The sequence below is a fragment of the Geodermatophilus obscurus genome, from assembly GCF_900143215.1.
GTDB classification, from domain to species: domain Bacteria; phylum Actinomycetota; class Actinomycetes; order Mycobacteriales; family Geodermatophilaceae; genus Geodermatophilus; species Geodermatophilus obscurus_A.
In genome coordinates, this window is record NZ_FRDM01000051.1 from 1 (window position 1) to 23,808 (window position 23,808).

Genomic DNA, 23,808 nt, shown 5'->3' on the forward strand with positions numbered 1-23,808 from the left:
AAACGCGCCGGGCAGCCGTTGGGGGATCAGCCGCAGCCAGCGGGCCTCGGAGTGCACTCCGAGCAGCGCCTGCCCCAGCGCCAGCGTGAGCAGCTCGGCGTCGGTCAGCTTCGGTCGACGGCCGGCGCGGCGGTGAGGCCCCAGATAGTCGTCGATCCAGACGTAGAATGCGGTCAGGAGGGTGTTGAGGTCGGTCGTCACAACCCGAGCCTGAACACCCTCCGTCCGCGCCTACAGCGCCCTATGACCCTGCCGGCCGATAGGACTTACTCGTCTAGATGACTGATTCCAAGGGGTCAGTGGTCGTAGGCGCGTAGGGATCGCCGGACGGTCTGGCCGGTGTGGTCGTTGTGCCAGATCGCCGCGGTCAGCGCCAGCAGGCGCTGCAGCACCCGGATCAGCACTCCGGCCGGGGTGTGTCCGCCGTGCAGCTCGAGGTCGAGTTGACCTTTGAGGGTGTCGAAGACCGACTCGATGGTCTGGCGCAGGGGTCTGAACAGCGACCCACCCGGGCGTTCGGGTTCCCCGCGGCGGGGGCGGCGGAGCAGGGTCAGCCCGGCGTCGGCCAGCTCGGCTTCGAAGCGGCGGCCGTAGTAGTGCTCGTCGGTGATGAGGAGCTGTCCCGGATGGCTCGGAACGAGGGCGGGGTCGCTGCCGAGCAGGTCGAGCAGCACCTGGCGTTCGTCGGCCTTGGCCCCGGAGAGGGCGAAGCCGACCGGCAACCCGTGCAGGGTGGCGATCAGGTGCAGCCGCAGCCCCCAGAAGTAGCGGCTGTGGCTGGCGCAGTAGCCGTAGCCGGCGGCGCCGGCCAGGTCCGAGCGCCGGGCGGCGGGGCGGGAGCGGGCGCACTCCACCGGGGTGGAGTCGACCAGCCAGACCGGATCGGTCCATAGGTCGGTGTCGGCGGCCAGGTCCCGGATCACCCGGCGCAGCAGCGGCAGCGCGCCACGCAGCCGCTTGTTGTAGCCCGGCTGGCCGGGCAGGTAGGGAAACAGCGGCCGCAGCTGCTCGGCGGCGAACCGCAGCCAGCGGGCCTGGCTGGTGAAGCCCAGCAGCGCCTGCAGCACCGCCAGGGTGATCAGCTCGGCATCGCTGAGCCGAGGGGCGATCCCGACCGCCGGCCGCCACGGGCGCCGTTCCGGCGCGGCCTTCAGCAGATCGTCGGTGCGGGCATACAGTGCCGTGGCGAGGGTGTCCAGGTCGGCTTCCACGAGGGCCTCCCGGCTCGACGTTGGGTTAGCAACGCCAAGCCTGCGCACCCTCGCCTGCGATCACACCGGCCGCAGCCGGGACCCCTTGGAATAAGTCATCTAGACGCTCAGCGGGCCCCCGGCCGGGCCACCACGGCGGCCGCCCGAGCCAGGCCCGCCTCCAGGGCCGCCACCGGGTTCCTGTTCCGGTCGGCCAGCCACACCGACAGCAGCCCGGCGGTGAACGCGTCGCCGGCTCCGGTCGTGTCGACCACCTCCGCCGGGTGCGCTGGGCGGTGCACCAGCACGTCGCCCGCGGCCCACAGCGCGCCGTCGGCGCCCAGCGTCACGACGGCCACCTCGTGGCGGGTCGCGAGGGCCCGGGCGGCCGCTGCCGGGTCCGCGCAGCCGGTGAGCAGCCGTGCCTCGTCCGCGTTCGGCAGCACCAGCGTGGCCGCCGCCGTGTCGGCCAGCCACCGGTCGACGCCGGAGGCGGCCAGCGGGCCGGTGGACGCCGGGTCCACCGAGACGGTGCACCCGGCCATGCGTGCGGCGGCCAGTGCGGCCAGCCCGGCGGCGCGCGGACCGGGCGCGAGGAGGGTGTAGCCGGACAGGTGCAGGTGGCGGCGGGGCACCGGCACGTCCGCTGCCCGCAGCGCGAGGTTGGCGCCGCGGTCGGCCAGCATGCTGCGCTGCCCGCCGGGCTCGACCAGGCTGACGATCGTGCCGGTGGCCGCACCCGCGACGGTGCGCATGGCCGGGGTCACCCCCGCCGCGGCCAGCTCGGCGACCAGGCCGGTGCCGGCGGCGTCGTCCCCCACGCAGCCGGCGAAGGTGACCGGCGTGCCCGACCGGGCCAGGTGGACGGCGACGTTCGCCCCGGCGCCTCCGCCGTGGCTCCGGATGGCGGCAGGCCGGTCCGAGCCGGGCGCCGGGACACCGCCGAGGAGCACGACGACGTCGGTGGCCAGGTCGCCGACCACCACGACGTCAGGCAGGGTCACCGGGGGAGCAGGGCCAGTGCCGCGGCGATCCGGCCGGCCAGCTCGGCATTGCGCAGCACCAGCCGGACGTTGACCGCCAGCGTGGCGCCCTCGCTGACCCGGTGCAGGTGGTCCAGCACGAACGGCGTCACGGCCTTGCCGCGCACCCCGGCCCGCGCGGCCGCGGCCAGCGCGTCGGCGATCACCCGGTCGTGCAACTCGGGGTCCAGCTGCTCGTCGTCCGGCAGCGGGTTGGCCAGCACCACGCCGCCGGGGGCCAGGCCGCGCCGCGCGGCGAGGACGGCGGCGGCCTCCTCGGGCGAGGACACCGCCCAGTCCACCGTCGAGCCGGAGTCGGCGACGTAGAAACCGGGGAAGGTCGTCGTCCGGTAACCGACGACGGTGACCGACAGCGACTCCAACCGCTCCAGCGTCGCCGGCACGTCGAGGATCGACTTCACCCCCGCGCACACCACCAGCAGCGGGGTGCGCGACAGGGTGGTGAGGTCGGCGGACTCGTCGAAGGTGTCGGCCGCCTCCCGGTGCACCCCGCCGAGCCCGCCGGTGGCGAACACGCCGATGCCCGCGGCGGCGGCCAGCAACGCGGTGCTCGAGACCGTCGTCGCCCCGCTGCGGCCCAGCGCCAGGGCGACGGGCAGGTCGCGGACGGCGAGCTTGGCCAGGTCGGGGTCGGCGCAGACCCGGTCGACCTGCTCCGCCGTCAGGCCGACGTGCGGCACGCCGTCGAGGACGGCGATGGTCGCCGGGACCGCCCCGCCGGCGCGCACGGCCGCCTCCACCTCGTCGGCCGCGGCGCGGTTGTCCGGCCGGGGCAGGCCGTGGGCCAGCAGCGTGCTCTCCAGCGCCACGACCGGCCGGCCGGCGGTCAGCGCGTCGGCGACCTCGGACGACAGCACGGGCACCGGGGCGGGCGGCACGGCGGGCGGACCGGGGCGGGAGGGCTGCACCCTGCCATCATGAGGGCGGAGGAGTCACGCCCGGCGGGCGCCTCCCGGACCCGTCCCCGACCGCAGGGAGCAGCGCGTGAGCAGCACCGACATCCTCGAGAAGCCCGACGTCCGCGAGGGCGACACCGGCAACGCCAACGAGGTCTTCCACTACGTGCGCAAGAACAAGATCGCCGAGAGCGCGGTCATGGGCACGATGGTCGAGGCCCTGTGCGGCGAGGTGTTCCCGGTGACCAAGAGCCCGAAGCCCGGCAGCCCGGTGTGCCCGGCCTGCAAGGAGATCTACGAGCAGCTGCGCACGTAGCGGACCCCTGCTCCCCGTGGGAGGACCCCGTCCTGCCCACCCTTCGCAGGCTCGGGGCGGGGCTCGGGACAGGGCCGGCGGCGAGCCTCTGGACGGAGCCGGCGGGAGCGCGACCGAGCCGTTGCGGTCGGCGACACGCGCCGACACACCGGGTGCGGCGACCACGACTGCTCACCGGGCTGCTCGCGCGCGCTCCGGCTCGGCGGCTCGCCGGGCCTGCCTGCGCCGCTGGTGCCGGCGCAGCGGAGCGGGCCAGCGAGTCTGGATCGTCGCGTTGAGCTCCGCGCCCAGCAGCACCGACATCCCGAAGAAGAAGCAGAACAGCAGCACGGCGATCGGGGTGGCCAGTGCCCCGTAGGGCAGCGTGGTGGTGAGGATGTCGGCCACGTAGGTGCGGGTGGCCAGCGCGGTGACGACGAAGAAGGCGACGGCCAGCACGGTCCCCGGCAGGTGCCGGTGCCAGGGCAGCCGCCGCGGCAGCACCACGTGGTAGAAGCTGGTCAGCCCCAGCAGCAGCCCGATGAGCACCACCGGCCAGTACACGGCGTTGACCAGCACGGTCGCGGTGCCCTGCCAGTCGGCCGGCAACAGGGCGACCAGCAGCCCCCGGCCGAGCACCAGCAGCGGCAGCGTGACCACCGCCAGCAGCAGCCCGACGACGAACAGCCACAGCGCCTTGAGCCGGGTGCGGATCGGACCGCGCACGTCGCGCTGGTCGTAGGCGATGACGACGGTGTTCATGAACGTCGCCGTGGCCGAGGACCCCGCCCACAGCGAGAGCAGGAAGCCGACGCTCACCAGGTCCAGCCGCCCGGAGCCGAGGATGTCGTCGAGCGTGGGCTGCACCAGCCCCTCGACGACGTCCGGCGTGAGCACCTCGGTGGAGGCGCGGACCAGCTCCTCCTCGATCCGGGCGACCGCGGCGTCACCGATGAAGGTGCCGAGGTAGCCCAGCGTGCCGAGCAGGCCGATCAGCAGCGGCGGCACCGAGAGGATCTGCCAGAACGCCGCCTCGGCGGAGAGCCCGAGGATGCGGTCCTGCCAGGCCTTGGCCACCGTGCGCCCGAGCACCTGCAGGGGTACCCGCAGCGGGGCCGGCCAGCGGGCCAGCCGTCCACCCCCGCGCGGGCCGGGCTCCACGGGGACGGCGGTCGCTCCGGACGGGGCGTCGTCGGCGCCGTCCTCGGGGTGTCCGGCGTCGGCCGGTCGGCCCCCGGGCAGGACGGTGCGCACCGCCCCAGTGTGCACGCAGGTCAGCGCGCCGACCGGCCCGCCTGCAGGGTCCCGCCGCTGGCCCCGTCCCGAGGCTCGCCCCGAGCGTGCGAGGGGTGAGGAGGACGGGGTCCTTCCATGGCTGGGGGCAGGAGGGTCCTTTGTCAGCCGCCGGGAACCGGGGCCGGAGCCGGGGGGGCGCCGTCGGGTGCCGGCGGAGCGGCCGGGTCGGCTACCGGCACGCACCGGATCACCGGCTCGGCGGCGTACCGGGTGCGGAAGTCCTCGCGCTTGACCTCCGCACCGCTGGCCGGGTCGTTGAACACCCGCGTGACGGTGATGTCGAACCCGGTCGAGCCGCCCTGCGGGCGGCAACTGCCGTCGTCCGGCTTCTCCTGCACGACCGGCTCGCGGAGGTTGTAGCGGTCGCTGCTGATCGACTCGATGTCGTACCGCTTGGTCCCGTAGAAGCTGATGGTCAGCGAGCCCGGTGTCCACTGCGTGTCGACGTAGACGCCGGTGTCGCTGTCGTTGCGCCACTGCAGGTCGATCGTGTCGTAGTAGACCGTCGCCTCGCGGCCGGCCGGGTAGCGGCTGATGTAGTAGCTGTGCGGCTTGTGGTAGACGTCCTCGAGGCCGGCGAAGAAGACGGCGTTGAACATCGTGGTGGCGACCTGGCTGACGCCACCGCCGACGCCGGTGGTGAACGCGCCGTTGCTGATGACGCCGGCCTCGACGTAGCCCTGCGCGGTACCGCGCGGGCCGGTGTGGTCGTTGAGGCTGAAGGTCTCCCCGGGCCGCACCAGGGCGCCGTCGAGCTCGGCGGCGGCCACCCGGATGTTGGTGCCACTGGCCGCGCTGGTGAAGTTGGTGGTGAAGCTGCTGATCTCCTCGCGGATGCCCAGCGCCTCGGCGTCGGCGGTGCTGAACTCCGCCGTCACCGGGCCCAGCTCCGCGGTCACCGTGCGCGGCGCCGGCTGCGGCAGCACCTCCAGCAGCTGCCCCGCGAGCGCGGCCGGGTCGACACCCGTGCCGTCCACCGAGGGGACGATCGAGACGGCGTCGCCGGACAGCTCGAAGCGGGCGTCCTCGGCGGGAGTGCCGAACTCGGCGAAGTCGTCGCCCATCGCCTCCTGCAGTCCGGCCGGGTCGACGGCGACGGCGAGCTCGCCGTCCTCCTGCGGCGTGAAGGTCAGCGACGCGGCGATCGCGGTCTCGGGCACCTCGACGGAGGTGGCGCCGTCCTGGCTGGACACCGTCACCGGAGCCGCCAGCCCCGGGATGACCGTCTCGTCCAGGACCCGCTGCGCCGCCGGGGCGTCCACCGACACCTCGGTGACGTCGACGGGCAGCTCGATGGGGGTGCTGGGGTCGCCACCGGAGGCCAGCGCGGCGGTGACCGCCTCCGCGGCACCCTCGCGGTCCAGGGTGCGCCCGGGCACCGGCTCGACGACGCTCGCGGTCGTCCCCTCGATGGCGATGGTGGCGTCGACCGGGGCGCGGTCGACCTGCTCGGCGATCCCGTCGATCTGGGCGGCCAGCGCGGTGTCCTCGCCGGTGATGACCGGGGCGACCTCGCGATCGGAGACGAGGGTGACCAGGCGGGTCCAGGGGTTCAGCGGCTGCTCGGCGGCAGCGTCGACGGTGCCCTCGACGTCGAGGGTGATGCCGGCCGTGGCGGGGGAGAGGGTGCCCTCCACGTCGTCGGCCAGGACCACGTGGTCGGCGACCACGCGCGGCGCGAGGTCGGTCTCCAGCCGCTCGGTGGCCGCCGCGGTGGAGAGGCCACCGAGGTCGACGCCGGCCACGACCGTGTTGCGGGGGACGTCACCGTCGGAGACCAGCAGGTCCGCCCCGTAGGCGGCGGCCAGGACGCCCACCGCCGCGACGGGGGCCACCACGGCCGGGCGTCGCCACCAGGGACGGCGAGACCGCGCGGTGCCGTCGTCCGGGCCGTCTCCGCCGGAGTCGTCGCCCGTGGCGCCGCTGCCGTCCGGGCCGTCGGTTCCGGGGGGCAGGACGCCGGTGTGCTGGTCGGCGTCCGCGGCGGGCGGCGGCAGCTGGGCGGGGGCCTCGCCGGGTGCGAAGCGGATGTCCTGGGTCTCGCCGTCCTCGACGGCCGGGGTCTCCGGGGCGTCCTCCGCGCCGGTCGGCTGGGGAGCACTGGCGGGGCCGGGGACGTCGGGGCCGACCGGACCCCGGTCGCGCGGCACCGGGCGGGTCTCGTCGGACAGACCCTCGGCGTCCTCGATCGGGGCGGTGTGGTCCGGCTGCTCCGGCGGCTGCGCGGTGGGCGGCTGCTGGGCGTGGGGCGCGGGGGTCTGCGGCGGCATCGCGGGATCTCCGGGTAGTCGTCGACCGGGAGATCCCGGGAACGACGAAGCCGCCGGCGCCCTGTCCCCGTCAAGTGGGAACGGGACGCCGGCGGCGGCGTCGGGTGAGGGCTTCATCGCTGTCCGCGACGATAGCGTCTCCGTCAGTGGCTGAGGCGCTGCTCGCCGTCAGTCTCGATGATGTCGACGGCGATGTCGCGGAGCTTGCCCTCGTACTCACGGGCGTGGTGCCCGCAGAAGACGAGGTCGCTACCGCCGGCGAGGACCACCCGCACCTTCGCCAGTGCGCCACAGCGGTCACAGTGGAAGGGAACGACGAGGTCGTCGGCGGGCGGGGTCGTCGTCAGCGTCTGGGTCATCTGGGTCATCACTCGCTCTCTACCGCACGGACCCGCGGCTGCGGATCGGCCTCCTGCACAGCGCCAGGATGTCCCCCTGTGTTCCCGATTCCCCCCGATCCGACGTCGGACTCGCCGTGGGCGGTGAGGCCGGTGCCGGTGGTGCCGGTGGTGCGGGTCAGCAGGGACGTCACTGGTTCGTGCCGGTCTGTCGTGTCGTGCTGTTGTCGTCGTTCACGTGCGCCGGTCGTCGTCCGGCTGGTGGGTCCGCTGCTGTCTTGACAACCCCCACGCTACGCCGTCTACCCGGCGCGTGACGGCGTACACCGATCGACCAGCTCATGCGGGTGAGATCGTGACCTTCCCGCAATCGCGTCGGGTTCCGCGCGTACGGGTCACCGGCCGTCAGGGCCGGGCCCCGCCGAGGGGGTGCGGCCGTCACGGTGTGCGGTCGGAGCCCCGGCGTACTCCGCGGTCCACACGCTGTCGTGGAGGTCGCGAGGCAGGTCGGCGTTGCCAGTGGTGCGGAACACGGGGTCCTGGCCGGCCCGCACCTGTCGTTCGAAGTCGCGCAGCGCACCCAGGGCCCACCGGCCCAGCAGCACGATCGCGACGAGGTTGACCAGCGCCATGAAGCCCATGGCGACGTCGGCGAGTGCCCACACCGTCGCCAGCTCGAGCAACGCCCCGGCCCCGACCACGGCGACGACCACGACGCGGAACACCGTCAGGGCGGCGGGCCGGGCGCGTAGGAAGGCCATGTTGACCTCGGCGTAGGAATAGTTGCCGAGCACCGACGAGAACGCGAACACGAAGATCAGGACGCTCATGATCCAGGTGGTCCCGCTGCCCAGCTCGTGGGCGACCGCAGCCTGGGTGAGCGAGGCTCCCTCGGTCGTCTCACCGGGCCGGTACACCGCGGATCCGGTGAACAGGATGATGAAGGCCGTAGCGGAGCACACGATGATGGTGTCGACGAAGACGCCCAGCGACTGGATCAGTCCCTGCTTGACCGGGTGACTGGTGGTCGCGGTGGCCGCGGCGTTGGGGGCACTGCCCATGCCGGCCTCGTTGGAGAACAACCCCCGCTTGGCACCGTTGAGCAGGGCCGCCGCCAGCCCGCCCGTGATGCCGGCGGCCGCCTCGCCGAGACCGAACGCCGCCGAGACGATCTGGCCGAGGACGGCGCCCACCTGCGTCACGTTCAGGGCGATGATGACGGCGGCGAGCAGGACGTACGCCAGTGCCATCGCCGGGAGGAGCCACTCGGCGATCCGCGCGATACGACGGACCCCGCCGAACACCACGGCAGCCGTGAGGAGCATCAGCAGGCCTGCCGACCACCACTCGCCGACCCCGTGTCCACTGGCCAGCACGTCGCTGATCGTGTTGGCCTGGACCATGTTGAACGCGATGCCGAAGGTGAAGATCAGCAGGACGGCGAAGAGGACGCCGGCCCGCCGGGAGCCCAGGCCGCGCTGGATGTAGAAGGCCGGACCGCCGCGGAAGCTGCCGTCATCGGCCGGGATCTTGAAGATCTGCGCCAGCGTCGCCTCGATGAGGGCGGTGGCCATGCCCACGAGGGCGACGACCCACATCCAGAAGATGGCTCCCGGGCCGCCGAGGGTGAGCGCGATGGCCACGCCGGCGATGTTCCCGGTGCCCACCCGTGAGGCCAGGCCGACGCAGAAGGCCTGGAAGGACGAGATCCCGCCCTCCGAGCCGCTCCGGGACGACGTGATCTGCCGGATCATGCGGCCGAAGAGCCGGACCTGGACGAAGCGCGTGCGGATCCCGAAGTAGAGACCCACTCCCAGCAGCACGTAGATCAGTACGTACGTCCACAGGAGGTTCGAGACCGGGTCGATGAGGTTCTGCTGGATGAAGTCCATCCGGACCTCCAGGTGGCGGGCCACGGCGCTGCGAGCACTACCCAGCGCGGCCGGGTCGCTGCTGGTCGTGTCAGCGGGTGTCGCCGAAGAGCATGAGGTGTCGTCGGGCCGGGCGCACCTCGAGGTGCCGGACGCAGGGAGGCCCCGACCCTCTCGGGTCGGGGCCTCCCTGGCGAGTGCGGTCGCTCAGTCCAGGTAGTCGCGCACTAGGAACGCCTGAGCGCTGTGCAGCCCGACCGAGCGCGGGCGTCCGTGTGCCCACACCACCAGCGCGCTCTGCTGGGGGGTCACGAGATGGGAGCGCTCCTGGATGGCGGCCCCGAAGGCGTGGAGGACATGTCCGGCTGTGATCGCTGGAAGAGCACGTAGAGGTACACGAGTGCCGGGACCAGGATCAGCGAGCCGCCGACCAGTGCCACCAGCATGGCGACCAGGGTGGCCCGGCCTCCGGCGGCCTCCTCGATGGTCACCTCGGGCAGCAAGAGGTACGGGTACTGGGCGACGGCCCAGCCGACGAGGATCGCAGTGACGGCCAGTGCCGACGCCAGCCGTGCGGGCACGTAGCGCCGGGTGGCCAGGAGCACGAACGCAGCGACGCCCGCGACGACGGAGAGCACCACCACAGGCAGGGCGCGGCCGGTGAGGCCCTCGAACAGCAGCGGGGCGTCGGCCCGGAGCACGAACAGCCCCGCGATGCCGATCAGGCCGGTCAGGACTGCGGTGCCGATGGCACGGGCCCGGAACTGGTCGGCGAGGTCCTCGGCGGCCTCGCGGTGTGCGTCGGCGCAGAGGAAGACCGCGGCGAGGTAGGCGCAGACGAGGACGGCGAGCACGCCCCCGAGCGCAGAGGTGGGATTCATCCAGCTGGTGATCACGTCGCCGGCCGCGATGCCCGCCGGCACCCGCCCGGAGGCGACGCCGCCGACCACGGCTCCGAGGAAGTACGGCGTGACCAGCGAGGACAGCGCAAAGGAGGCCCCCAGGAAGCGGCGCATGCCCAGGGTGCTGATGCTCTTGCGGAACGCGAACGCCGCCCCCCGGGCGATCATCCCGAACGCAGCCAGCGTCAGCGGGATGTAGAGGGTCGTGACGACGGCGGCGAACGCGCCGGGAAACGCCGTCCACAGCACGACGAGAACGAAGATCAACCAGACGTGGTTGGCCTCCCACACCGGGGCGATCGAGTGCTCGATGAGGTCACGCTGGCGCGCTCCGCGGCGGGTGCCGCCGGCCAGCAGGTCCCAGATGCCCGCGCCGAAGTCGGCGCCGCCGAAGAGCCCGTAGGCGATCAGGCCGACGAACATGACGCCGAGCACCACCTCCGCCAGCGTCACCGGACCGCCACCTCCCCGCCGCCCGGCTCGGGCGGCTCGGCGTCCACCTCCTGGGGCGCCGGGGTGTCGGCGCTGCCGGCCAGGCGGCGCAGCACGAAGACGGTGAGCCCGGTCAGCAGCACGTAGATCACCACCACGGCGTAGAAGCCCAGGTACAGGCCGGGCGCGGGGCTCACCGCGTCGGCGGTGCGCAGGATGCCGTAGACGATCCACGGCTGGCGGCCGACCTCGGTGGTGACCCAGCCGGCCTCCATCGCGACGATCGCCGCCACCCCGGAGACCGCGACGGCCCGCAGGAACCACGCCGTCCGCGGGATCCGACGCTTCCGCCACCACGTCCAGCCGAACCAGCCGGCCAGCAGCAACAGGGCCGAACCGAGGCCGACCATGGTGTCGAAGGCCAGGTGCACCACGTTGACCGGCGGGCGCTGGTCGACCGGGAATTCCTCCAGGCCGAGCACCACGCCGTCCGGGTCGTGGTGGATCAGCAGCGACAACCCGTTCGGGATCTCCAGCGCGTAGTGCAGCTCGTCGTCGTAGTAGAGGCCGCCGACGGAGAGCGGAGCACCGGCGGTGGTCTCGTACTGGCCCTCCATCGCCGCCAGCTTGGCCGGCTGGTTGTCCGCGACGGTGTTGGCGATCCAGTCACCCACACCGATCTGCACCGGCGTGAGAACGGCCGCGAACGTGAGCGGGATCAGCAGCCCCAGCCGGTGGCGTCGGTCGCGGCGCCCGCGCAGCATCCCCACGGCGTAGACCGAGGCGATGGTGAAGCCGGTGACCATGTAGGCCGCCAGCAGCATGTGGGTGACCTGTGGCCAGGTGGACGGGCCGAACATCGCCGCCCACGGCTGCGCGTCGGTCACCCGCCCCTGCTCGTCGAGCCGGAAGCCGGTGGGGTTGTTCATCCACGCGTTCGCCGCGACGACGAAGAAGGCACCGGCCGGGCCCGAGAGGATCATCGGCAGCGCGCTGAGCATGTGCGCCTTGGGCGAGAGCCGGTTCCAGCCGAACAGGTACACACCGACGAAGATCGCCTCGATGAAGAAGGCGAACCCCTCCAGCACGAACGGAAAACCGAAGACCTCGCCGAAGCGGTCCATCAGCCCCGGCCAGAGGATGCCCATCTCGAAGGACAGCAACGTGCCGGACACCGCTCCGGCGGCGAACAGCACGCCCATCGCCTTGGCCCAGGTGTGCGCGAGCTCGGTGAGCGCCGCGTCACCCCGCTTGTACCCCTGCCACTCGGTGAAGACCGTGATCAGCGGGAAGGCGATCCCGAAGCAGGCGAAGACGATGTGCCAGCCCAGCGACAGCGCCATCTGCATCCGCGCCGGATAGAGGTTCTCCGCCGCGTCGGCCAGCAGATCCAACGGGTTCACGCGGATCTCCGCTCAGGAGCTGGAGGGTGCGGGACGGGGCCGCCGCTCACGAGGTTCCCCGCTTTCGGGTACTCGACGCTCAGCCTGCCGCGGGTGGCCGTGGCGCGCCAGGATGCGGGCCGCCGAGAGCGGTGAGGCTGCGGCACCGCCCGGCGCGGCGGACGGCGGTGCAGCCGTGGCCGGTTCGGCGACCACCGGCGGGGCCGACCCCCGGTCGGCCAGCGCCTCGCGCATCTCCAGGGCCGGCCCCACTTCGGGCGGTGCCGCTCACCAGTGGCCCGGGGTGGGCATCGTGTGGGCGTTCTGTGGGCACGGCGCGGGCACCGTGGTCACGGCGGACCGAGGAGGCCGAGAAGCCGGTGTCGTCCTTTCGCAGGCCGCGGAGGCCGTTCAAGTCCGGCCGTCGGGCCGGACGCCCTCGAGGCCCAAGCTGAGGTCGCGCATGGTCCCGTAGCGGAGCACTCCGGTGCCGCCGGCGTTGGTCGCCAGGTTGCCGCCGATGGTGCGGCTGCCCAAGGCGCCCGGGGACAGGGAACAGCCGGCCCACCGCCGCAGCGGCGTCCCGCACCGAGCGCAGGACTGCGCCGGCCTTGACGGTGATCGTCTGGTCGGCCGGGTCTACGTCGCGGATGCGTCTCATCCGGGCGAGCGACAGCACCACCTGCCGGCCCGACACATCGGGGATCGACCCGCCGCACAGGCCCGTGTTGCCGCCCTACGGCACGAGGGCCACGCCCGCCTCCCGGCAGCGGGCGACAACCGCGGCGACCTCACTCGGTGCTGCCCGGCCGCACGACGACGCCGGCGCTGCCCCGGTAGGCGCCGCGCCAGTCGGAGAGGTGGGTGCTCATCTCGGCTGGGTCGTCCACCAGGCCGGTCGACCTGACGACGTCACGTAGCCGAGCGGCGAGGTCGGTGGGTACGACTGCGTTCGTGTCGGATCCCTCCTGCGGACCGCGCCGGTCACCGGTGGAAGCCGGAGCACCCGCCGTGCCTGAGCGACCATCTCGGTCAGTTCGGCAGGATCGAGTTCCCCCACGGTCCGTTCCGGCGCCGCAGTCTGGCGCAGCCGGGGCCCACTCCGGCGGGTGCCGGAGGGAGCTGGCGGCGAGCAGGTCCACCATCGTCGAGGTCGAACAACTCCCACGAGCCGCTTGCCTTCGACAGGAGCATCCCCGTCGAGTACGAGCAGGCCCACCACGGTCAACGCCCCGCCCAGCACGTAGTCGGGGTCTCAACACCCTGAATCTCCGGACTCACCGGGGCGGCTCACACCTCCGGCGTCGCGATCGGGTGGGACGATCGTGAGACGGGTCACGCCGACCGACGATGCACAGGGCTGGAGCAGGACCGGCGGGCACCGACAGGTCAGCCGCCGTGGTCGCGGCCCGCCGTCATCGGCATCGCGCCACGGCCGCTCCCCGGCTCGAGCGGCGCCTTCCGACACCCAGGCGCCACCCCTGTTGTCGGCAAGTGCGGCAGGATGCCCGGCACCGCCCGCTGTCGCAGCAGTGCGGCTCTACGGAGGAGGACGACGTGAGCGAGGACCTCAGCCGAGACGTCAGCGGGGACCAGGACCCGGCCGAGACCCAGGAGTGGATCGACGCGCTGGACTCGGTGCTGGCGTTCGAGGGCGCGGAGCGGGCGTTCCAGCTGCTCGACGAGGTGGTCGCCGAGGCTCGCCGCAAGGGGGCGGCGGTGCCGTACAGCGCCACCACCCCGTACCTGAACACCATCCCGGCGGAGAAGGAGGAACGGCACCCGGGCGACCGGGCCATCGAGCACCGGATCCGCTCGTTCATCCGGTGGAACGCCATGGCCATCGTGCTGCGGGCGAACAAGGAGTCCTCCGAGCTCGGGGGCCACATCGCCAGCTTCCAGTCGGCGGCGACGCTCTACGACGTCGGGTTCCAGCACTTCTTCCACGCGCCGACCGACACCCACGGCGGCGACCTGCTCTTCATCCAGGGGCACTCGGCGCCCGGCATCTACGCCCGCTCGTTCCTGGAGGAGAGGCTCAGCGAGGAGCAGCTGCTGAAGTTCCGTCAGGAGGTCGGCGGTGGCGGCCTGCCGTCCTATCCGCACCCGTGGCTGATGCCGGACTACTGGCAGCTGCCGACCGTGTCGATGGGGCTCGGCCCGATCATGGCGATCTACCAGGCGCGGTTCCTGAAGTACCTGCACTGCCGGGGGGTGGCCGACACCGCCGGGCGCAAGGTCTGGGCCTTCCTCGGCGACGGCGAGACCGATGAGCCGGAGTCGCTGGGCGCCATCGCGCTGGCAGCGCGGGAGAAGCTCGACAACCTCATCTTCGTCATCAACTGCAACCTGCAGCGGCTCGACGGGCCGGTGCGCGGCAACGGCAAGATCATCCAGGAGCTGGAGGGCATCTTCCGCGGCGCCGGGTGGAACGTCATCAAGACGATCTGGGGGAGCAACTGGGATCCGCTGATCGCCCGCGACACCTCCGGCCTGCTGCTCAAGCGGATGGAGGAGGCCGTCGACGGGGAGTACCAGGACTTCAAGTCCAAGAACGGCGCCTACGTCCGGGAGCACTTCTTCGGCAAGTACCCCGAGCTGCTCGAACTGGTCGCCGACATGAGCGACGACGAGATCTGGGCGCTGACCCGGGCCGGCCACGACCCCAGCAAGGTCTACGCCGCGTACAGCGCCGCGGTGAAGACCGTGGGCCGGCCGACCGTGATCCTGGCCAAGACGGTCAAGGGGTACGGGATGGGCGAGGCGGGCGAGGGCCAGAACATCACCCACCAGCAGAAGAAGGTCGCGGGCGCGGCGCTGGCCCGGTTCCGCGACCGCTTCGACATCCCCATCCCCGACGACCAGCTCGACGAGGTGCCCTTCCTGCGTCTCCCCGCGGACAGCGAGGAGATGCGCTACCTGCGCGAGCGGCGGGCGGCACTCGGCGGCTCCATGCCGGTGCGCCGCCGCCGCTCCACCGAGAGCCTGCAGGTCCCCGACCTCAACGCCTTCGGCGGGCAGCTCGTGCCGACCGAGGGCCGGCAGATCTCCACCACCATGGCCTTCGTCCGCGTCCTCAACACGCTGCTGCGCGACAAGTCGATCGGCAAGCGGGTCGTGCCGATCGTCCCCGACGAGTCGCGCACCTTCGGGATGGAGGGCATGTTCCGGCAGTACGGCATCTTCAGCCAGGTCGGCCAGCTCTACCGGCCCGAGGACGCCGACCAGCTCATGTACTACCGGGAGGCCCCGGACGGCCAGATGCTCCAGGAGGGCATCAACGAGGCCGGGGCGATGTCCTCGTGGATCGCCGCGGCGACGTCCTACAGCCTCAGCGACACCCCGATGATCCCCTTCTACATCTACTACTCGATGTTCGGCTTCCAGCGGGTCATGGACCTGGCCTGGGCGGCCGGGGACTCCCGGGCACGCGGCTTCCTGCTCGGCGCCACCGCCGGGCGCACCACGCTCAACGGCGAGGGGCTGCAGCACGAGGACGGCCACAGCCACCTGCTGTCCTCGGCGATCCCCAACTGCGTCTCCTACGACCCGACCTTCCACTACGAGGTCGCGGTGATCGTCCAGGACGGTCTGCGGCGGATGTACGCCGAGCAGGAGGACGTCTTCTTCTACGTCACCCTGATGAACGAGAACTACGAGCACCCCGGCATGCCGGAAGGCTCCCGGGAGGGGATCCTGCGCGGGTTGTACCTGCTGAGGGAGGGGCCGGCCGCGCCGTCCCGACGCAAGGCCGCCCCGCCGCGGGTGCAGCTGCTGGGCAGCGGCACGATCCTGCGCGAGGTCCTGGCCGCCGCCGACCTGCTCGCCACCGACTTCGGGGTGGACGCCGACGTGTGGAGCGCGCCGAGCTTCACCGAGCTGCGGCGCGACGGCCTCGAGGTGGAGCGGTGGAACCTGCTGCACCCGACCGAGCAGCCGCGTCGCAGCTGGGTCGAGCGGTGCCTGGCCGGCCGGCAGGGCCCCGTGGTGGCCGCCAGCGACTACATGCGGACCTTCGCCGACCAGATCCGCCCCTTCGTGCCCGGCAGCTACCGGGTACTCGGCACCGACGGCTACGGGCGCTCGGACTCCCGCCGCAACCTGCGCCGGTTCTTCGAGGTCGACCGCGGTGCGGTGGCCGTGGCGGCGTTGGCCTCGCTCGCCGCCGAGGGCGCCGTCCCGGCCACGACGGTCGCCGACGCGATCCGTCGCTACGGCATCGACCCCGAGGCGCCACCACCGTGGACGGTCTGACCGCATCCCCTCGTCCGGAAGGCATGACATGACCTCACCAGCCGAAGTGACGGTCCCCGACATCGGTGACTTCTCCGACATCCCGGTGATCGAGATCCACGTCTCGCCCGGTGACGCGGTCGCGGCCGAGGACCCGCTGATCACGCTGGAGTCCGACAAGGCCACGATGGACGTTCCGTCGCCGGCGGCCGGCACCGTCCGTGAGCTGCGCGTCTCGCTCGGCGACCTGGTGAACGTCGGGACACCCATCCTGCTGCTCGACCAGGGGGGCGGGGCGGCCCCGCCCGAGCAGCTCGCCGCGGCGACCGTCGACCAGGTCGAGCCGCCGACCGAGGCGTCCACCAGCGCGGCGTCCACCGTCGAGGAGTCGGCGCGCCGCTCGGCAGAGGCCGCGACCCCGCCGACCGCACCCGGCGGCGCCCCGGTGACGGCGACCGCAGCGCCGCCGGACTTCGCCGGCGTCCACGCCGGGCCCAGCGTCCGCCGGCTGGCCCGCGAACTCGGCGTGGATCTCACCGGGATCGCCGGCTCCGGACCGAAGGGCCGGGTCACCAAGGACGACCTGCTCCGGGAGGTCCGCGGCCCCGCGCCCAGCGCGCCGGCTCCCGCCGCGGCGGCCAGCGCCGGCATCCCGGAGATCCCGCCGCAGGACTTCTCCAGGTTCGGCCCCGTCGAGGTGCAGCCGCTCTCCCGCATCCAGCGGCTGTCCGGGCCCCACCTGCACCGCTCGTGGCTGAACGTCCCGCACGTCACGCACGACGACGACGCGGACATCACCGAGCTCGACGCCTACCGCAAGGAACTCGACACCGAGGCCCGAGCCGAGGGCTACCGGGTCACCCTGCTGTCGTTCCTGCTCAAGGCGTCGGTGTCCGCGCTGCGGGAGTTCCCGCGGTTCAACAGCAGCCTGACGCCGGAGAAGGACGCGCTGGTCTACAAGCGGTACTTCCACATCGGGGTCGCCGTCGACACGCCCGACGGCCTGGTCGTCCCGGTTCTCCGCGACGTCGACCGCAAGGGCATCCGGGAGCTCAGCCGCGAGCTCGGTGACGTGTCCGCACGGGCCCGGGACGGCAAGCTGACCGCCCCCGACCTGCAGGGCGGCTGCTTCACCATCTCCAGCCTCGGCGGCATCGGCGGGACGTCGTTCACCCCGCTGGTCAACGCGCCCGAGGTGGCCATCCTGGGCGTCGTGCGGTCGAAGACCGCCCCGGTGTGGGACGGCGCCACGTTCGTGCCGCGGCTGGTGCTGCCGCTGTCGCTCTCCTACGACCACCGGGTGATCGACGGTGCGCTCGCCGCGCGCTTCACCCGGTACCTGTGCCACGTGCTCGAGGACGTCCGCCGCCTCGTGCTCTAGCCCCGTCCGACCCGACCCGCAGCCCCTGGAGCCCCCCGTGGACATGCGCATCCCCGACATCGGCGACTTCGCGGACGTGCCCGTCATCGAGGTGCACGTGGCTCCCGGTGACGTGGTCGCCGCCGAGGACCCCGTCCTGACCCTCGAGTCGGACAAGGCGACGATGGACATCCCCGCGCCGGCGGCCGGGACCGTCGAGGAGGTGCTGGTCCGGGTCGGCAGCCGGGTGTCGCCCGGTGACCTGGTGCTGCGCCTGACCGCGAGCGACACCGGCGCCCCGCCGGCCACCCACACCGTGACCCACGAGGACGCCGTCCCCGCCCCGGTGGACCGCCCGGGATACGGCTCGGCCGCCGGCGTCTACGACCGGATCGAGGTGACCGTGCCCGAGCTGGGCGACTTCGCCGACGTGCCGGTGATCGAGGTGCTCGTCGGACCGGGTGACCGGGTGGGTCCGCACAACCCCGTGGTGACCCTGGAGTCGGACAAGGCGGTGATGGAGATCCCCGCGTCGCAGGCGGGCACCGTCGAGGAGGTGGCGGTGCGGGTCGGCGACCGGGTCAGCGCCGGCAGCATCCTGCTCTTCCTCCGCACCGAGGACGCGGACGCCGTGGCACCGGCCGGGCCCGCCGCGGCCGCGAGGCCCGCCCCTGCGCCCGCGACCCCGACCGGTCCCGGGGACGTCCGCGCCGACGTCCTGGTCCTGGGCGCCGGCCCCGGCGGGTACACCGCGGCCTTCCGCGCGGCGGATCTGGGCAAGTCCGTCGTCCTCGTCGACCGGTGGCCCGCGCTGGGCGGGGTGTGCCTCAACGTCGGCTGCATCCCGTCCAAGGCGTTGCTGCACGCGGCCAAGGTGATCGCCGAGACCCGGGAGATGGCCGAGCACGGGCTGGCGTTCGGGGAGCCGTCGATCGACGTCGGCAAGCTGCGCGGCTGGAAGGACACCGTCGTCGGCCGCCTGACCGGCGGGCTGACCGGCCTGGCCCGGCAGCGCAAGGTCACCACCATCCGCGGCTACGGCCGGTTCGCCTCGCCGAACCAGGTGCGGGTCGAGCTGGCCGACGGCGGCACGACCACGGTCGACTTCGAGCACGCGATCATCGCCGCCGGGTCGGAGCCGGTCCGGTTGCCGTTCGTCCCGCACGACGACCCGCGGGTCATGGACTCCACCGGCGCGCTGGAGCTGGCCGACGTCCCTCGGCGGCTGCTGGTCCTCGGGGGCGGGATCATCGGCCTGGAGATGGCGACCGTCTACCACGAACTCGGCGCCGAGGTCACCGTCGTGGAGCTGATGGACCAGATCATCCCGGGCGCCGACAAGGACCTGGTGCAGCCGCTGCACAAGCGGATCTCGCAGGCCTACGCCGGTGTCCACCTGAAGACCAAGGTGACCGCCGTCGAGGCGCGACCCGAGGGACTGGTCGCCACGCTGGAGGGCGAGACCTCCACCACCGCGACCTTCGACCGCATGCTCGTGGCCGTCGGGCGGCGACCCAACGGCCCGGAGATCGGGGCGGAGCGGGCGGGCGTGGTGGTCGACGAGCGCGGCTTCGTGCCCGTGGACAAGCAGATGCGCACCAACGTCCCGCACATCTTCGCGATCGGCGACGTCGTCGGGCAGCCGATGCTGGCGCACAAGGCCACGCACGAGGGCAAGGTCGCCGCGGAGGTCACCGCTGGGCAGAACAGCTACTTCGACGCGCGGGTTATCCCCTCGGTGGCCTACACCGACCCCGAGGTCGCCTGGGTCGGCATCACCGAGAACGAGGCCAAGACCGCCGGGATCCAGTACGGCAAGGGCGCCTTCCCGTGGGCGGCCAGCGGCCGCGCGCTCTCCCTCGGCCGCGACGAGGGGTTCACCAAGCTGCTGTTCGACGAGACCAGCCACCGGGTGATCGGAGCCGGAGTCGTCGGCCCGTCGGCCGGCGAACTGATCGCCGAGCTGGGTTTGGCGATCGAGATGGGCGCCGACGCCGCCGACATCGGCCTGACCATCCACGCCCACCCCACGCTGTCGGAGACCGTCGGGATGGCCGCGGAGGCCTTCGAGGGCACCCTGACCGACCTCTACCTACCCAAGCGGAGGAAGTAGCCCCCGTCTTCGGGAACCTCACCGCGACGCAGCTCGGAGACCCCATCTCGATGGAGCTCAGGGGGTCAGACCGGCTGGATCGTCGGGTAGACCGGCTGCCACATCGCCTCGTGCACCTGCTGGACCGGGTTGTCCAGCTCCACCTGCGCCAGCCCCTCGTCGGCCGCGGCGGTGGCGACGGCGACGGCGACGGCGGCCGACACCCGACGCAGGTCGGCGACGGCCGGCAGCAGCGGCGCGCCCGGCACGCTGACGTCGGCCAGGCCGGCGACGGCGTCCGCACAGGCCTGGATCATGCCCTGACTGATCCGCTGCGCCCGGGCGACCGTGACACCAAGCCCCAGGCCGGGGAACACCAGCGCGTTGTTGGCCTGGGCGATGTGGTGGGTCACCCCGTCGTGGTGGACCGGCGGGAACGGGCTGCCGGTCGCCACCAGAGCACGGCCGTCGGTCCAGGCGAGCAGGTCGGCCGGCCGGGCCTCGATCCGCGCCGTCGGGTTGGACAGCGGGAAGATGATGGGCCGCTCCACGTGCCGGGCCATCTCGCGGACCACCGCCTCGGTGAAGGCTTCGGACTGGGTGGACGTCCCGATGAGCATGGTGGGGCGCACCTGCGCGACCGTCGCGGCCAGGCCGGGGGAGCCGCCGCGCGAGCCACCCGCCGGATCCGACGCCATCTCGCCCGCCGGTCGGACGTAGGGCAGCTGGAAGTCGCGCAGCTCCTCGCCCATGTCGTCGGTCAGCACACCCCGGCGGCCGACCAGCCAGATCTGCCGCGCGGCCTCGTCCATCCCCAGCCCGTCACGAGCCATGGCCTCGCGGAGGAAGTCGGCGATGCCCACGCCCGCGGTACCGGGTCCGTGGACGACCACCCGCTGGTCGCGCATCCGGGAGCCGGCGGCGCGGACGGCGGCCACCGCGGCGGCCAGGGCCACGGCGGCGGTGCCTTGCATGTCGTCGTTGAACGTGCAGACCTCGTCGGCGTAGCGGTCGAGGATGCGCCGAGCGTTGTCGACGCCGAAATCCTCCCAGTGCAGCAGCGCGTTCGGGAACAGCCGGTGCGCTGTCTGCACATAGGCGTCGATGAACTCGTCGTACTGCTTGCCGCGGACCCGCGCGTGCCGGTTGCCGAGGTACATGGGATCGGTGAGCAGCGCTTGGTTGTCCGTGCCGACGTCGAGGACGACCGGGATGACCCGCCGCGGATGGATGCCGGCCGCGGCGATGTACACGGTCAGCTTGCCGATGGCGATCTCGATCCCGCCGATGCCCTGGTCGCCGATGCCGAGGATGCCCTCGGAGTCGGTCGCGACGATGAGGTCGACCTCGTCGGCGCCGCGACCGAAGTTCGCCAGCGACTCCTCGATCAGGTCCTGGTGGTCGATGGACAGGAAGACCCCGCGCGGCCTGCGGTACTCGTGGCTGTAGCGCTCGATCGCCTGGCCGATCGTGGGGGTGTAGATGATCGGCAGCATCTCGTCGACGTGCTCGCTGAGCAGCCGGTAGAACAGCACCTCGTTGCGGTCCCGTAGCGCGGTCAGGTACACGTTCTTGGCCAGGTCGTCCTTCGCCCGCACGTACTGGGCGTACACCCGCTTGGTCTGCGAGTCGATCGTCGTGACGCCGTGGGGGAGCAGCCCCACCAGGCCCAGCGCGGCCCGCTCCTCCTGAGTGAACGCCGTCCCGCGGAAGACGAGCGGCTCACGCATCACCTGGGTACCGCGAGCGCGGACCCGATACACCGGACCCGTCTCGGTCTGCACGATCTCGTACGGACGCTCCATCATGACCCCTTCGACCAGGTCGATGCTCGTCCGGACCCTAGCGGGCGAGCGGCGTGTACCGCCCGGCGATCTCGGTGGCCCGGTGCGGCCCCCACTGAGAGCGAGATTCGACATCCCCCGAGACACTCACCCAGATCGGTGGCTCACTCGCGCATCGACGACCTCGTGCATGGTGTGCGGGACGTCTGCTCGTGAAGGACGGGGCAGGGTCGGAGTGTGTCGCGGAGCCTGATCCGAGCCGCCGCGGTCGACGATCACCCGGGCGGTCGGCGAGATGCGCCCGCTGCTGGCCGAGCGCGGCTGCACCGTCGAGGGCGGCAACCGGCTGCGCACCCTGGCCGACGTGGTCGCCCCCCTGGGCGCCCGCGGACGGGTCGGCCTGCTCGATGCCACCGAGGTCCGGGTCCGTCGCCCGGCGGCGGGTCGGGCGGGGCGGCAGCGGTTCGTCCCGGACCAGGCCCGTCCGGGCTCCTTCCACGATCTGACCCAGGTCCGCCAGGCCGGCCTGGTCGACCTGCTGGCTCTCACCTCGGGCGTCACCCTGCTGGCCGGCGCCGGCTACCAGGGCTGAGCGCGCAGACCGCCGGTGCGGTCCTCACGCCGTGCCCGGCCCGGCGGAAGTTCCAGCTGCCGGTCCCGCCCGCGGTCGCCGCGGCGCCCCAAGCCGAACGCCGGGCTCACGCGGCGCAGCGGATCCACGTCGCGCACGGCATCGCCACCCGAGAGAACTGCCGAGCCCTGGCTCGTCACCTCGGCCGACGCGATCACCTCGACACGATCCTGCCTGCGGTCGCCGGACCGGTCTCCAGCCAGGAACGAGCTCTCCGGCGGCCGTCCCGGCCACGTGGTCTCGGGATCGGCGACGGTCCGGACCCTCGGGGGGCGGAACTGTCCCGGCGGGGGCGGCCACCCGGCGGCGGTGGCGATCCGGGCCGGCCGCCGGGCGCATCGAATCCGCGCCGAACCGCTCGACCGGCCCGATCGGTGCCATGGTGTGGAGTCCATGTGGCGACGGCGCGTGACCTCGCCACTCCCCGTATCGGGAGGAGCAGGTCATGGTCGTGCTGCACACCGCGATAGCCATCGCCGTCATCGTGCTGCTCATCATCAGGATCAGGATCGACCCGGTGATCTCGCTGATCATCGGGTCGCTCTATCTCGGCCTGGCGACCGGGGTGGGTTTCACGGCGACGCTGACCGCGATCACCACCGGCTTCGGCGAGATCATGGGCGAGGTCGGCCTGCTGATCGGCTTCGGCGTGCTGATCGGCGCGATGCTGCACGCGATGGGCGCCTTCCGGAAGATGGTGACGATGCTCGTCGACCGGGTCGGCGCGCCCCGGCTGCCGTACGCGATGACGGCGGCGATGGCGACGATCTTCCCCTCGATCTACGTCGACGTGCAGGTGGTGCTGGCCTCTCCGGTGGCGCGCTCGACCGCGCCGTTCATCGGCCGGACCGGCCTGCCGCACATGTCCGGGGCGCTGGGCACCGGGATCTTCGCCGGCTACGTGTTCGTGATTCCGGGGCTGGCCGCGGTCTCCATCGCCGGCCTGCTGCAGATTCCGCTGGGCACCTGGCTGCTCTACGGCCTGGTGCTGGGGCCGGTGACCGCGCTCGTGACGACGCTGGTCTTCCGGGTGCTGCTGCGCGGCCGGTACTGGAATCCGGCCAGGGACGAACACGTCGATGAGGCGATGGTGGAGCAGGAGACCACCGAGCTGGTCGAGGACGACAGCGCGGCGCCGGCGCTGCTGGTCTGCCTGCTGCCCATCCTGGTGCCGCTGGTGCTGATCGCGTTCGGTGCCTTCGCCGAGCTGCTGGAGTTTTCCAACGACGTCATCGCCTTCCTCGGCGACGCGAACTTCGCGCTGTTCGTCGGCCTGGTCGGTGCCTACGGGCTGTGCCGGCGCGCGCTGGGCTCGGCGGGCACGGACACCGCGATGAGCGAGGGCTTCCACACCACCGGCGCCATCCTGCTGATCACCGGCATCGGCGGGTCGCTGGGTGCGGTGATCGGGGAGACCGGGCTGGACACGATCCTGGCCGGCCTGTTCTCCGCCGACGCGGGGGCACCGGTCATCCTCAGCATCCTGCTCGCCTGGTTCATCGCGGCGGTGCTGCACCTGGCGATCGGGTCGGTGTCGGTGGCGGCCATCACCGCCGCCGGGATCATCGGCCCGGTGCTCGGGTCGATCAACGTCGCGCCGCTGGTCATCGGTCTGGCCATCGCCTCGGGCGCGATGTTCGCCCTGCAGGTCAACAGCAACTTCTTCTGGATGTTCAAGTCGCTGCTCGGGCTGTCCACCCAGGGCACCTTCAAGACCCTGACGATGGTCACCTCGGTGGCCTCGGTCGTCTCGCTGCCGATGGTCATGGCGGTGGCGCTCATCGCCTAGGGCG

Annotated in this window: 17 protein-coding genes and 2 pseudogenes; 6 read left to right on the forward strand and 13 right to left on the reverse strand. The window is 72.6% G+C overall.

Annotation, left to right across the window (positions count from 1 at the left end; all coding sequences use genetic code 11):
- The 4 genes and pseudogenes from BUB17_RS23075 to BUB17_RS23090 form a co-directional block, all read right to left on the reverse strand.
- Nucleotides 1-201: pseudogene (locus tag BUB17_RS23075) on the reverse strand (IS982 family transposase); the annotation flags it as partial.
- A 95-nt stretch (nucleotides 202-296) separates the two neighbouring features.
- Nucleotides 297-1,211: an IS982 family transposase gene (locus tag BUB17_RS23080; protein WP_072921001.1), complete on the reverse strand. Its 915-nt coding sequence runs from the start codon at nucleotides 1,209-1,211 to the stop codon at nucleotides 297-299.
- 107 nt (nucleotides 1,212-1,318) lie between these two features.
- Nucleotides 1,319-2,194 carry a carbohydrate kinase family protein gene (locus tag BUB17_RS23085; RefSeq protein WP_072921002.1) on the reverse strand — a complete coding sequence of 292 codons (876 nt, stop codon included), beginning with the start codon at nucleotides 2,192-2,194 and terminating at the stop codon, nucleotides 1,319-1,321.
- Complete coding sequence (locus BUB17_RS23090) at nucleotides 2,191-3,141, reverse strand: pseudouridine-5'-phosphate glycosidase (RefSeq protein WP_208983592.1); 951 nt, start codon at nucleotides 3,139-3,141, stop codon at nucleotides 2,191-2,193. The genes BUB17_RS23085 and BUB17_RS23090 overlap by 4 nt, the downstream gene beginning before the upstream one ends.
- Nucleotides 3,142-3,217: 76 nt before the next feature.
- On the opposite strand from BUB17_RS23090, the gene BUB17_RS23095 reads away from it, so the two are divergent.
- Nucleotides 3,218-3,445, forward strand: a complete 228-nt coding sequence (locus tag BUB17_RS23095) for a DUF3039 domain-containing protein (RefSeq protein WP_072921003.1) — start codon at nucleotides 3,218-3,220, stop codon at nucleotides 3,443-3,445.
- 171 nt (nucleotides 3,446-3,616) lie between these two features.
- Here BUB17_RS23095 and BUB17_RS23100 read toward each other — a convergent pair whose 3' ends face one another.
- The 8 genes and pseudogenes from BUB17_RS23100 to BUB17_RS28055 form a co-directional block, all read right to left on the reverse strand.
- Nucleotides 3,617-4,678 carry a YihY/virulence factor BrkB family protein gene (locus BUB17_RS23100; RefSeq protein WP_072921004.1) on the reverse strand — a complete coding sequence of 354 codons (1,062 nt, stop codon included), beginning with the start codon at nucleotides 4,676-4,678 and terminating at the stop codon, nucleotides 3,617-3,619.
- A gap of 143 nt (nucleotides 4,679-4,821) precedes the next feature.
- On the reverse strand, nucleotides 4,822-6,990 hold the full coding sequence (locus tag BUB17_RS23105; RefSeq protein WP_072921005.1) for a VanW family protein: 2,169 nt from the start codon (nucleotides 6,988-6,990) through the stop codon (nucleotides 4,822-4,824).
- A 143-nt stretch (nucleotides 6,991-7,133) separates the two neighbouring features.
- Complete coding sequence (locus BUB17_RS23110; RefSeq protein ID WP_208983594.1) at nucleotides 7,134-7,358, reverse strand: DUF7455 domain-containing protein; 225 nt, start codon at nucleotides 7,356-7,358, stop codon at nucleotides 7,134-7,136.
- 365 nt (nucleotides 7,359-7,723) lie between these two features.
- On the reverse strand, nucleotides 7,724-9,220 hold the full coding sequence (locus tag BUB17_RS23115) for an alanine/glycine:cation symporter family protein (protein ID WP_072921013.1): 1,497 nt from the start codon (nucleotides 9,218-9,220) through the stop codon (nucleotides 7,724-7,726).
- Between the two features lie 287 nt (nucleotides 9,221-9,507).
- On the reverse strand, nucleotides 9,508-10,554 hold the full coding sequence (locus tag BUB17_RS23120; protein ID WP_072921006.1) for a cytochrome d ubiquinol oxidase subunit II: 1,047 nt from the start codon (nucleotides 10,552-10,554) through the stop codon (nucleotides 9,508-9,510).
- Nucleotides 10,551-11,936: a cytochrome ubiquinol oxidase subunit I gene (locus BUB17_RS23125; RefSeq protein ID WP_072921007.1), complete on the reverse strand. Its 1,386-nt coding sequence runs from the start codon at nucleotides 11,934-11,936 to the stop codon at nucleotides 10,551-10,553. Before BUB17_RS23125 ends, BUB17_RS23120 begins: the two co-directional genes overlap by 4 nt.
- A 390-nt stretch (nucleotides 11,937-12,326) precedes the next feature.
- A complete protein-coding gene (locus BUB17_RS28050; protein WP_244277440.1) occupies nucleotides 12,327-12,452 on the reverse strand; it encodes an FAD-binding protein in 126 nt (41 codons plus the stop codon).
- Nucleotides 12,453-12,516: 64 nt separating this feature from the next.
- Nucleotides 12,517-12,612, reverse strand: a pseudogene (locus BUB17_RS28055) (hypothetical protein); the annotation flags it as partial.
- Nucleotides 12,613-13,472: 860 nt separating this feature from the next.
- Here BUB17_RS28055 and aceE point away from each other — a divergent pair.
- The 3 genes from aceE to lpdA are packed head-to-tail and all read left to right on the forward strand — an operon-like array spanning nucleotide 13,473 to nucleotide 19,621.
- On the forward strand, nucleotides 13,473-16,169 hold the full coding sequence (gene aceE, locus BUB17_RS23135) for a pyruvate dehydrogenase (acetyl-transferring), homodimeric type (RefSeq protein ID WP_072921008.1): 2,697 nt from the start codon (nucleotides 13,473-13,475) through the stop codon (nucleotides 16,167-16,169).
- A gap of 28 nt (nucleotides 16,170-16,197) precedes the next feature.
- Entirely contained in the window at nucleotides 16,198-17,529 is a 1,332-nt protein-coding gene (gene aceF, locus BUB17_RS23140; protein WP_072921009.1) for a dihydrolipoyllysine-residue acetyltransferase, read from the forward strand.
- A gap of 43 nt (nucleotides 17,530-17,572) precedes the next feature.
- Complete coding sequence (gene lpdA, locus BUB17_RS23145) at nucleotides 17,573-19,621, forward strand: dihydrolipoyl dehydrogenase (protein WP_072921014.1); 2,049 nt, start codon at nucleotides 17,573-17,575, stop codon at nucleotides 19,619-19,621.
- A gap of 65 nt (nucleotides 19,622-19,686) precedes the next feature.
- Here lpdA and BUB17_RS23150 read toward each other — a convergent pair whose 3' ends face one another.
- Nucleotides 19,687-21,408 carry an oxaloacetate-decarboxylating malate dehydrogenase gene (locus tag BUB17_RS23150; protein WP_072921010.1) on the reverse strand — a complete coding sequence of 574 codons (1,722 nt, stop codon included), beginning with the start codon at nucleotides 21,406-21,408 and terminating at the stop codon, nucleotides 19,687-19,689.
- A 271-nt stretch (nucleotides 21,409-21,679) separates the two neighbouring features.
- On the opposite strand from BUB17_RS23150, the gene BUB17_RS28065 reads away from it, so the two are divergent.
- A complete protein-coding gene (locus BUB17_RS28065; RefSeq protein ID WP_244277442.1) occupies nucleotides 21,680-21,976 on the forward strand; it encodes a transposase family protein in 297 nt (98 codons plus the stop codon).
- Between the two features lie 484 nt (nucleotides 21,977-22,460).
- Entirely contained in the window at nucleotides 22,461-23,804 is a 1,344-nt protein-coding gene (locus BUB17_RS23160) for a GntP family permease (RefSeq protein ID WP_072918734.1), read from the forward strand.
- Nucleotides 23,805-23,808: the final 4 nt, after the last annotated feature.